We start from the raw sequence: 9,499 nt of genomic DNA on the forward strand, positions 1-9,499 counted from the left end.
AGTAATGAAATAGTCTACAGGAGACATAGGAGAAGGCAACGCATGATAGGCATTGTAGATGTAAGTGGTAGCATGGCTAGGTTCGCTCTATGGTCGATCCTCTCTCTGGCAGTGTTATTCCCAAGCGTCTCATACATAGTGTTGTTTAGTGAGAGAAGCAATGTATATAGATCTCCAGTTAAGAAGACTGCCCGGATGCTCGCAGGCTTCCTAGAGAAACTATATACGGAGGGATTCAAGGGGTATACTAATATATCTGATGCATTAAGGAGAGCCGGCGAGTTAGCTCTGAGAAGCAACTCTAGGACCATGGTGTTATTCAGCGACTTAAAGCAGACGATCCCCGATGTAGACCCATGGATCGTGGCGGGCGAGCTTGTTAAGAAGGGATTGAAGGTGATCATCGTAGTACCACGTAGCATCGAGGAGGAAACTATAGAGAAGTACAGGAAAGAGGGATGCGATGTAGTGGTTGTCGAGAACCCTGAGAACATAGCAAACATTTTAAAAAGGAGGATAAATCTTAAAAATAGAGTCTAGTAGTGTCTATTACGTTAGTGCTTAACGTGTGAGGGGATGATGGATTTGGCGGTGAATTTACAGGATCTCCCGGTGGAATGGAGGAAGTTCAAGTATAGAGGTAAGAGCCTTGAGGAACTCTTAAATATGTCGATGGATGAACTCGTGATGTTGCTACCGGCTAGGCAGAGAAGAAGCTTGAAAAGAGGTTTAACAAAGGCCCAGATAAAGCTGCTTGCGAAGATAAGGAAGATAGCCAGGAACCCTGAGCTAGCTAGGAAAGCCGTGATAAAGACGCATGTAAGGGATATGGTGGTTCTACCGGAGATGATGGGGTTGACGATTGCTGTGTATAACGGGAAAGAGTTTATCCCAGTTAAAATCACGCCGGAGATGATAGGCCATTACCTTGGTGAGTTCAGTCCCACTACCAAGAAGGTTACTCATGGTGAGCCAGGACTTAAGGCTACGAGGGCAAGTCGCTTCGTAGCCATGAAGTAGAGGTGTTACATGTATGCCTACATGGCATTACTCTGTAAAACTCGAGGATGAATCAAAAATCGCTAAGGCAGTCAGGTATGATATACCTGTCTCGATAAAATATATGCGTGAAATAGCTTACACGCTTAAAGGGATGAAGTTGAGCGAGGCCATCAAGTTCCTCGAAGACGTCGTGAAAATGAAGCAGGCTGTCCCATTCAGAAGGTATCATGGAAAGCTGAGCCATAAGAAGGGTTTAGCTGATAGGTTTAAGTGGCCTATTGGCAGATACCCTGTTAAGGGGGCTAGATATACTTTGGAAGTCCTCAGGAATGTTGAGGCTAATGCTGAAAACAAGGGGCTTGATAAGGATAAACTGGTGATAATCCATATAGCGGCCCATAAAGGGATCACGTTAAAGAGGTATATGCCGCGTGCTTTCGGTCGGGCCACTCCTAAGTTCCGTAGAATGAGTAACCTGGAGGTTATCGTTAAGGAGGTTGGCTAAGCATGGTCGGGCCCCGGGTTAAATCATACTTCCTTGAATACGGGTTGAAGAAACTAATGATCGATGAGTTTCTAGCACACTACTTCAAGGATGCAGGATACGCTGATGTAGAGTTATATAGGACTCCAACGGGCTATCGTGTAGTCATACATGCTGAGTACCCTGGTAGACTAATAGGTAGGGGAGGTAGCATTATAAAGAAGCTGTCCACGATACTCCAGAATAAATTTGGCCTCGACAATGTTAACATAACGATATCGCCTGTAATAGACCCTGATTTAAACGCTAGGGTAGTGGCATTCAGAATTGTTAGAGCATTGGAGAAAGAGATACCTTTCCGCCGGGTAATGATGTATATGCTTAAAAGGGTGATGGATGCTGGTGCAATTGGTGCCGAGATCATTATAAGCGGTAAGCTGAGGGGCGAAAGGGCAACATATGAGAAGCTCAAGGCCGGGAAAGTGTACAAGGCTGGTGAGCCAGTGGAATACATGGTTGACAGGGCAGTGGTCAAAGCGCTCTTAAAGCCTGGTATATTCGGTGTTGAAGTCGTCATTGTTAAACCAGGTATAAGGATGCCCGACCACGTTGAGATAAAGACCCTGAAACCCGAGGAACTGGAGGCTTTAAAGCCAGCTAAGACAACAGAGGGTGGTGGTAGTGAAGGCAAGTGAGATAAGGAGGATGGCCCCGGAGGAGAGGCTTAGGAAACTAAATGAATTAAGGCTAGAGCTGGTTAAGCTAAGGCTCCAGGCTAAAATGGGTACTCTGACAAATACTGCTAGAATACGGAATGTGAGGCGCGATATCGCGAGGATATTAACGGTGATCAATGAGGAAGGTGGTGTATCCGTGAGCGAGACAAGCACTACTAGTGGAGAAACTGGTTCAGAGGGTCAGGCGTGATGAGGGTGAATAGTAGGAACATTGCCTACCATGAGCTCATAGGACTGGAGGTCAGGATCCTACAGTATCCTGATCCATCGCTTGTGGGGTTGAAGGGTAAGGTGGTTGATGAGACGTTGAAAACCCTCGTTATTGAGACTCCATCTGGTAGAAGGGTGAGGATTTTTAAGTTTAACAGTATACTCGAGTTCATGCTCCCTGACGGGGAAGCCGTGGTTATTAAAGGGTCTACGATTATTGGTAGACCCTGGGATAGATTGAAAATGGTTTCGAGGTAGGTTTCCATGAGTCAGAGCAGGGTTAATAACATAGGTGTAACTGGTATTAATCCCCCCGAGAAAATATGTAATGACCCCAAGTGCCCCTGGCATGGAAGACTTAAGGTTAGGGGAGTAATTTTAACAGGTGTTGTAGCCAAGAAGAAGATGCAGAGGACTGTTGTTGTTAGACATGAGTACTTGCACTACGTGAAGAAATACATGAGATATGAGAAACGCCATAGGAACATACATGCCCACCTACCTCCATGCATAGATGTTAAAGAAGGCGATACAGTAGTGATCGGTGAAACACGTTCCCTCGCAAAAACAGTTGCCTTTGTAGTCCTAGGAGTGATCAAACGAGGTGGTGAGTGATGGGTGCAAAGAGAGCTGTAGCCGGTAAACCAGCCTTCTCGAGGCGGAGGGTGAACACCGGCCTCCAAGTGATGTCTATAGCTAAGGCAGCTGACAACAGTGGGGCAAAGGAGGTAATGATCATAGGTGTCCCTGGATACCATGGTAGACTGAGAAGGGTTCCGCCAGCCGGTGTTGGAGACCTAGTTGTCGTGAGCGTTAAGAAGGGTATTCCAGAAATGAGGAAGAAAGTGTTTAAGGCTATAGTGGTGCGTCAAAGGAGACCCTATAAGAGGCCTGATGGTACATGGGTTGCCTTCGAGGATAACGCTGTAGTGATATTGACGCCTGAGGGCACGCCTAAGGGCACGGAGATCAGGGGGCCTATAGCCAGGGAGGCAGCCGAGAGATGGCCCCAGATAGCTAATCTTGCATCAATGATTGTGTGAGGAGGTGTATACTATGCCGTTAACAAATTCTATTAAGCCCGGTAAGCAGAGGAAGCAGTTGGCTTTAATGCCCCTCCACCTAAGGCATAAATTATTTAATGCACCACTCTCAGATGAACTGCGTCAGAAACTTGGCGTGAAGAGGTTGCCGGTTAGACAAGGCGATACTGTTAGGATCATGAGGGGGGAGTTTAAAGGGCATGAGGGGAAGGTTGTAGAAGTCGACTTGAAACGCGTCAGGGTGTTCATCGAGGGTGTGCAGAGAAAGAAGGCTGATGGATCGCCGGTTTACATTCCGATTCATCCTAGTAAAGTCATGATTATAAAGGCTGATCTAAGTGATAAAAGAAGGCTTGAGATAATTGAGCGGAGGAAGGCTGGTACTAGTAGTGAGCACAGTCAAGAGGTGGCTTAGAAATGGGTAGCATGGGTGGTAGCAGACATTTAAAAGCGATCAACGCGCCTAGGTATTGGCCTATACTTAGGAAGGAGTATAGGTGGGTCGTTAAGTCATCGCCCGGCCCACACCCCATATCTAGGTCGCTTCCACTATTAATCCTTGTCAGAGATGTGCTGGGTTATGCTAAAACAGGTAAGGAGGCTAGGAGGCTCATAGCCGAGGGATACTTTAAGATCGATGGGAGAGTGAGGAGAGATTACAAGTTCCCTGTCGGCGTAATGGATGTAATCGAGATCGTGGGGGTCAATAAATACTACAGGGTCATCCCAGTACCAACCAGGGTACTGGGGTTGATTGAGATATCGAGGGAGGAGGCATCCTTCAAGCTGTGCAGGATAGAGAATAAGACCACGGTGAAGAACGGTCATATACAGTTAAACCTGCATGATGGACGAAACGTGTTAATTAGGGTCAATGATCCAAGAAATCCTGTTGAAGACACGTATGATACACTAGGCGTGTTAAAGCTATCAATACCTGTTCAACAAATCCTCGACTATGTCCCCTTGAAAGAGGGTGTTATAGCGATAGTGTCCGGTGGTAGAAACGTTGGGAGAGTGGGTAAGATTGTATCGATACACAAGGGCATGAGGAGATATAGGAGTATAGTCACGCTTGAAGATAAGCAAGGCAATAAGTTCCAGACTAGCTTGGACTACATATTCCCAATAGGTGTTGAAAAACCATTAATAAAACTGCCTGAGGGTGCATGGTAATGAGTATCCTCACACAGGATGTTGAAAGCAGGATCCTCGAGAAATGGAATAGTAATCCAATGCTTAAGCCTTTCATAGCTAAGGTAACAGTTAACATAGGTGTAGGTACTGAATCCGATAGGCTTCCAAAGGCTATGAAAGTGCTTGAGGAGTTAACAGGTGCGAAGCCTGTCCCAAGGAAGGCCAAGAAGACCATTAAGGACTTCGGGATCAAGAAGGGCGATAACATAGCCGTTGTAGTCACGTTGAGAAGGGGGAAAGCTATTGAATTCCTGAGGAAAGTATTCGAGACCATAGGGTACAGAGTAAGGGAGTCAAGCTTCGATGACTACGGGAATGTCAGTATAGGCGTTAAGGAACACATACACATGCCTGGTGTAAGATATGATCCAGAGATAGGGGTATTCGGAATGGATGTAGCCATAACTATTGAGAGACCCGGATACAGGGTGATGAGGCGTAAGCGAGCTAGATCCCGTGTACCGAGGAGGCATAGGGTGAACAAGCTGGAGGCAATGGTGCTTTTAAAACAATTATTCGGCGTTGAAATAGTTAGTGAGTAGGTGGTTTAAATGGCTAAGTATAAACCTCCAAAAATATACAAGCACGGGCGTGGGGTACAGGTTTGCAGGAGATGCGGTTCACGTGACGCGGTCATACAGGCTTACGGGCTTTACCTGTGTAGGCAGTGTTTTAGAGAAGTGGCCTCCGTAATAGGCTTCAAGAAATATGAGTAGGGGTGTTAAGCCATGGTGGTCATGGATACGCTTGCAAATGCTCTTTCAGCAATATATAATGCCGAGATAAGGGCTAAGAAGGAAGTAGTTATATGGCCCGCCTCAAAGCTGACGCTAAACGTCTTAAAGGTCCTCCAAAGGGAGGGCTATATCGGCGAGTTCGAGTACATTGATGATGGTAGATGGGGTAAGATAAAGATACAGTTGCTCGGCAGGATAAATAAGATCGGCGTTATCAAGCCTAGATACCCTGTTAAACACCGCGAGCTCGCCGAGTTCCCTGAGTGGCTTAAGAGATACCTACCAGCATATAATATAGGTGTAATAATAGTGTCAACACCTTATGGTGTCCTCTCTCACAAGGAGGCTGTTGAAAAACAAACCGGTGGGGTATTACTTGCATACTGTTACTAGGTGATGTATGTATGGCCAGGGTGTTTCATGTTGCTGAGAAAGTAGAGATCCCTGAGAACGTCGCTGTTGAAGTGGATGGCTTAAGGGTAACAGTTAAGGGGCCCAAGGGCATTATTACAAGGGACTTCAGTCATGCTAGAGGAGTATTCATAAGGCTTGAGGACAGGGTTGTCATCGTTGAAACATTTGTTGCTGATAGGAAGCAGAAGGCCCTAGTTGGGACGATTGCTGCGCATATACGTAACATGATTACAGGTGTTGTAAGGGGCTACCGCTACAAGTTAAAGATAATATTCTCTCACTTCCCGATCACAGTATCTGTTGATGAGAAGAACAAGGTTGTCAGGATAAGGAATTTCATGGGGGAGAAATCAGATAGGATAGCCAAGATATACGGTAATGTCAAGGTGAAGGTGAGTGGTGAGGATATAATTATTGAGGGAGTCGATATTGAGGAGGTTGGGTTAACGGCTGCATCAATTGAGAGGGCTACTAGGGTCACTGATAGAGATAGACGTGTTTTCATGGATGGAATATATATTTATGAGAAGGGTGAGGCCTTATGAGCACGGGGCTGGATCGTTTACTCAGGTTAAGACAGGAAATGAATAAGAGGAGGCCAGTTTTCCTCAGGTATCTATGGTGGAAGAAACCGAAGTTCAAGAACGACCTTAAGTGGAGGAAGCCAAAGGGGATAGACAACAAGGTGAAGCACCAGCTTAAAGGATACCCGCCCCTAGTTAAAATAGGGTATAGAGGACCGAGCCTGGTCAGGGAGCTCCATCCATCAGGCTTGGAGCCAGTTGTGATTAATAATCCAAGAGACCTCGAGGGACTGGATCCAGCCAGATACATAGTATACATTGGTGGGAGCGTTGGATTAAGGAAGGCTATTGAACTATACAGGATAGCTGCCTCAAAAGGCTTTAAAGTAGCTAATCCACCTAAAACAACACAGTTAACACAGGGTGCTTAACATGAGTGACCTAACACTCCAGAAAAGATTGGCAGCTGATCTACTTGGCGTGGGTGTGTCGAGGATTAGAGTGGATCCTGGTAGAATAGAGGATATCGAGGCAGCCATAACAAGGGAGGATGTGAGGAGGCTGATCAAGGAGGGGGCTATATGGGTTGCCCCCAAACACGGTATAGCAGGCTATAGCTCCAAGGTTAGGCATAAGCAGAGGGTTAAGGGAAGGAGAAGGGGACATGGTAAGAGGAAGGGGAGTAAGACCGCTAGGCTGGATGAGAAGGAGGTATGGATGAATAAGATAAGGAAGATAAGGAGGTATCTTAGATACCTGAGGGATAGGAAGCTTATCGATGCAAGAACATATAGGAGGCTATATATGCTTGCTAAGGGAGGATACTTTAACTCTCTTTCATCTCTGAAGCTACACCTTAAGGAAAACAATATCTTGAAGGAGGTTAAATAGAGGGGTTGGTGAGGCATGGCTAAGGGTCCCCGGTATAAGGTTCCAAGGAGAAGGAGAAGGGAGGGTAAGACTAATTACTACAAGAGATATAGAATGATTGTATCGGGACATCCCCGTTTCATTGTTAGGAAGACGTTGAACTATATATGGGTGCAGGTAGCCACGGCTAAGCCAGAGGGGGATGTAATCATAGCTGCAGCCCACTCAAACGAGTTAAGGAAGAGATTCGGGTGGAAAGCAGGTACATGTAATACCTCTGCAGCCTATTTAACAGGGTTGCTGGCTGCTTTAAGGGCCCTTGAGAAGGGGGTTGAATACGCTGTACCAGATATAGGGTTACATAGACCCGTTAAAGGGGCATTAGTGTTTGCAGCTATAAAGGCAGCCAACGATGCCGGGCTCAAGGTGCCAATGGGTGGGGAAGTAGCCCCCAGCGAGGAGAGAATCAGGGGCGAGCACATAGCATCATATGCTAAGATACTGAGGGAGAATGGATTGCTTGAGAAAAGGTTTTCAAGGTATCTAGCCAATGGTTTACAGCCAGAGGACCTCCCCTCGCACTTTGAAGAGGTTAAAAACAAGATCTTGGAGGCTTATAAGAGGTGATAAGTGTGTCCGCGAGCGCGGTTGATAAAGCTGCCTTAGAGAAATGGGTTCCCAGGACACGTGTAGGAAAAATGGTTTTAGAGGGTAAGATAACTAGTTTAAAGGAGGTATTCGATAGAAACCTCCCGCTGCTAGAACCGGAGATAGTGGACTACCTCCTACCCGATTTAAAGTATGAGAGGATCGATACCAAGATAGTTCAGAAGATGACTGATGCAGGTAGGAGAACCAGGTTCCTAGTTGTAGTAGTCATCGGTAATGAAAACGGCTTTGTCGGCATTGGGACCGGTAAGGCTAAGCAATACGTTGACGCATTAGCGAAGGCCATAAGGAATGCCAAGCTGAATATCACCCCTGTGAGAAGAGGATGCGGGAGCTGGGAGTGCAGGTGCGGCGAACCCCATAGCGTCCCATTCACAGTCAGGGGTAAAAGCGGTAGTGTAGAAGTGGTATTGAAGCCTGCACCACGTGGAACAGGGCTTGTAGCAGGAGATGTGGCTAAAGTGGTTTTAAGGCTGGCTGGGCTCAGGGACGTGTGGACGGAGAGTTTCGGCGAGACAAGGACGACGCTTAATTTCGCCAAGGCCGTTGTCAACGCATTATATAACACATATAAATTCGTTACACCGGTTGACTGGCTAAAGGCCTGAGGTGGTGCTGGATGGTTAAGCTTTACGCTATCTTAAGAATAAGGGGGCAGTCCGATACACCGCCTGACGTCGAGTACACGCTGAAACTCCTAAGGCTCCATAAGAAATACCACCTAGTAATATATCCAGCAGAACAACCAGGTCTTGAAGGAATGCTTGAAAAAGTGAAGGACTGGGTTACATGGGGTGAGATAAATAAGCCCACGCTAGTGAAACTGTTCAAGGCTCGTGGAAGAGCCTCCGGCGGCATAAGGATAACAGATGAATATATTGCCAAAGTCTTCGCGGAGCAAGGCATTAAAGATATTGAAGGATTCGCGGAGGCATTATTGGAGGGTAAATTAGTGCTCCACAAGCTTGAAAACATTGTAAAACCGGTTTTCAGGCTGCATCCGCCGCGTGGAGGTTTCGATGGATCCAGTAAAAAACCCTTCAATATGAAGGGTGAGCTTGGATACCGTGGTGAAAAAATAAATGAATTAATTGAGAGAATGCTATGAGGTGATAGATTATGGTCGTTAGAAAAGGTAAGAAATCCAGGAAACTCCAGGGTCGCACGAGAACAATGGGTTGGGGTAGGGTTGGGCAGCATAGGAAAAGTGGTTCGCGTGGTGGATTCGGTGCTGTAGGCTTCCATAAGCATAAATACATCTGGATAATAAAGCATGCTCCAAACTGGTATGGTAAACACGGCTTCAGGCCTCGTAGTAGAATCCATGAGAATGTAACCATTAATGTTGGCGAGTTAGATGAATTAGCGTGGAGGCTGGCCTCCAACGGTAAGGCAATCATCGAGGATGGACTAATAGTGTTAAATACCGTCGAAATGGGTTTCGACAAAGTACTAGGCTCTGGTAAGGTTACCAGGGGTTTAAAGGTTATAGCTAGGGAGATAACAGAGGAGGCTAAGAGAAAAATCGAGGAAGCAGGGGGCAAAGTGATACTCCTCGAGGAGCTTGAAGCGGGTAGTGCAACCTAGGATTTCTATATTTTAGAACATCCAG

Annotated in this window: 20 protein-coding genes; all 20 read left to right on the top strand. The window is 46.4% G+C overall.

Annotated elements, in window-relative coordinates; translation table 11 throughout:
- The coding region (locus tag ACP5N5_RS03805; protein WP_428133105.1) for a VWA domain-containing protein at positions 1 to 540 on the top strand (540 nt) is incomplete at its 5' end.
- A gap of 36 nt (positions 541 to 576) precedes the next feature.
- Positions 577 to 1,020, top strand: coding sequence for a 30S ribosomal protein S19 (locus ACP5N5_RS03810; RefSeq protein WP_428133108.1), 444 nt, complete (start codon positions 577 to 579; stop codon positions 1,018 to 1,020).
- 13 nt (positions 1,021 to 1,033) lie between these two features.
- Positions 1,034 to 1,507, top strand: a complete 474-nt coding sequence (locus ACP5N5_RS03815; protein WP_042667819.1) for a 50S ribosomal protein L22 — start codon at positions 1,034 to 1,036, stop codon at positions 1,505 to 1,507.
- A 2-nt stretch (positions 1,508 to 1,509) separates the two neighbouring features.
- Complete coding sequence (locus tag ACP5N5_RS03820; RefSeq protein ID WP_428133112.1) at positions 1,510 to 2,181, top strand: 30S ribosomal protein S3; 672 nt, start codon at positions 1,510 to 1,512, stop codon at positions 2,179 to 2,181.
- Positions 2,162 to 2,413: a 50S ribosomal protein L29 gene (rpmC, locus tag ACP5N5_RS03825; RefSeq protein WP_423777221.1), complete on the top strand. Its 252-nt coding sequence runs from the start codon at positions 2,162 to 2,164 to the stop codon at positions 2,411 to 2,413. The genes ACP5N5_RS03820 and rpmC overlap by 20 nt, the downstream gene beginning before the upstream one ends.
- Positions 2,413 to 2,691 carry a ribonuclease P protein component 1 gene (locus tag ACP5N5_RS03830; protein WP_012608834.1) on the top strand — a complete coding sequence of 93 codons (279 nt, stop codon included), beginning with the start codon at positions 2,413 to 2,415 and terminating at the stop codon, positions 2,689 to 2,691. The genes rpmC and ACP5N5_RS03830 overlap by 1 nt, the downstream gene beginning before the upstream one ends.
- Positions 2,692 to 2,697: 6 nt before the next feature.
- Positions 2,698 to 3,048, top strand: a complete 351-nt coding sequence (locus tag ACP5N5_RS03835; RefSeq protein ID WP_276814801.1) for a 30S ribosomal protein S17 — start codon at positions 2,698 to 2,700, stop codon at positions 3,046 to 3,048.
- Positions 3,048 to 3,476 carry a 50S ribosomal protein L14 gene (locus ACP5N5_RS03840; RefSeq protein WP_012608832.1) on the top strand — a complete coding sequence of 143 codons (429 nt, stop codon included), beginning with the start codon at positions 3,048 to 3,050 and terminating at the stop codon, positions 3,474 to 3,476. Before ACP5N5_RS03835 ends, ACP5N5_RS03840 begins: the two co-directional genes overlap by 1 nt.
- Positions 3,477 to 3,489: 13 nt before the next feature.
- Positions 3,490 to 3,891, top strand: coding sequence for a 50S ribosomal protein L24 (gene rplX / locus ACP5N5_RS03845; RefSeq protein ID WP_012608831.1), 402 nt, complete (start codon positions 3,490 to 3,492; stop codon positions 3,889 to 3,891).
- A 2-nt stretch (positions 3,892 to 3,893) separates the two neighbouring features.
- Positions 3,894 to 4,652 carry a 30S ribosomal protein S4e gene (locus tag ACP5N5_RS03850; protein WP_428133118.1) on the top strand — a complete coding sequence of 253 codons (759 nt, stop codon included), beginning with the start codon at positions 3,894 to 3,896 and terminating at the stop codon, positions 4,650 to 4,652.
- Positions 4,652 to 5,215: a 50S ribosomal protein L5 gene (locus ACP5N5_RS03855; RefSeq protein ID WP_042667814.1), complete on the top strand. Its 564-nt coding sequence runs from the start codon at positions 4,652 to 4,654 to the stop codon at positions 5,213 to 5,215. Before ACP5N5_RS03850 ends, ACP5N5_RS03855 begins: the two co-directional genes overlap by 1 nt.
- 9 nt (positions 5,216 to 5,224) lie before the next feature.
- Positions 5,225 to 5,389, top strand: coding sequence for a 30S ribosomal protein S14 (locus ACP5N5_RS03860; protein ID WP_042667813.1), 165 nt, complete (start codon positions 5,225 to 5,227; stop codon positions 5,387 to 5,389).
- Positions 5,390 to 5,401: 12 nt separating this feature from the next.
- Positions 5,402 to 5,803 (top strand): 30S ribosomal protein S8, encoded by a 402-nt coding sequence (locus tag ACP5N5_RS03865; protein ID WP_042667812.1) that lies wholly within the window; start codon positions 5,402 to 5,404, stop codon positions 5,801 to 5,803.
- Between the two features lie 11 nt (positions 5,804 to 5,814).
- On the top strand, positions 5,815 to 6,369 hold the full coding sequence (locus ACP5N5_RS03870) for a 50S ribosomal protein L6 (protein ID WP_012608826.1): 555 nt from the start codon (positions 5,815 to 5,817) through the stop codon (positions 6,367 to 6,369).
- A complete protein-coding gene (locus tag ACP5N5_RS03875; protein WP_428133123.1) occupies positions 6,366 to 6,779 on the top strand; it encodes a 50S ribosomal protein L32e in 414 nt (137 codons plus the stop codon). Before ACP5N5_RS03870 ends, ACP5N5_RS03875 begins: the two co-directional genes overlap by 4 nt.
- A gap of 1 nt (position 6,780) precedes the next feature.
- A complete protein-coding gene (locus tag ACP5N5_RS03880; RefSeq protein WP_012608824.1) occupies positions 6,781 to 7,239 on the top strand; it encodes a 50S ribosomal protein L19e in 459 nt (152 codons plus the stop codon).
- A gap of 15 nt (positions 7,240 to 7,254) precedes the next feature.
- A complete protein-coding gene (locus ACP5N5_RS03885; RefSeq protein ID WP_042667808.1) occupies positions 7,255 to 7,845 on the top strand; it encodes a 50S ribosomal protein L18 in 591 nt (196 codons plus the stop codon).
- A 5-nt stretch (positions 7,846 to 7,850) separates the two neighbouring features.
- Positions 7,851 to 8,495 (top strand): 30S ribosomal protein S5, encoded by a 645-nt coding sequence (locus ACP5N5_RS03890; RefSeq protein ID WP_193332943.1) that lies wholly within the window; start codon positions 7,851 to 7,853, stop codon positions 8,493 to 8,495.
- Positions 8,496 to 8,506: 11 nt separating this feature from the next.
- Positions 8,507 to 8,995, top strand: a complete 489-nt coding sequence (locus ACP5N5_RS03895) for a 50S ribosomal protein L30 (protein WP_012608821.1) — start codon at positions 8,507 to 8,509, stop codon at positions 8,993 to 8,995.
- A gap of 11 nt (positions 8,996 to 9,006) precedes the next feature.
- Positions 9,007 to 9,474: an uL15 family ribosomal protein gene (locus ACP5N5_RS03900; protein WP_012608820.1), complete on the top strand. Its 468-nt coding sequence runs from the start codon at positions 9,007 to 9,009 to the stop codon at positions 9,472 to 9,474.
- The last annotated feature ends 25 nt before the right edge of the window (positions 9,475 to 9,499 follow it).

Source organism: Desulfurococcus sp. (genome assembly GCF_049970475.1).
Taxonomy (GTDB): domain Archaea; phylum Thermoproteota; class Thermoprotei_A; order Sulfolobales; family Desulfurococcaceae; genus Desulfurococcus; species Desulfurococcus amylolyticus.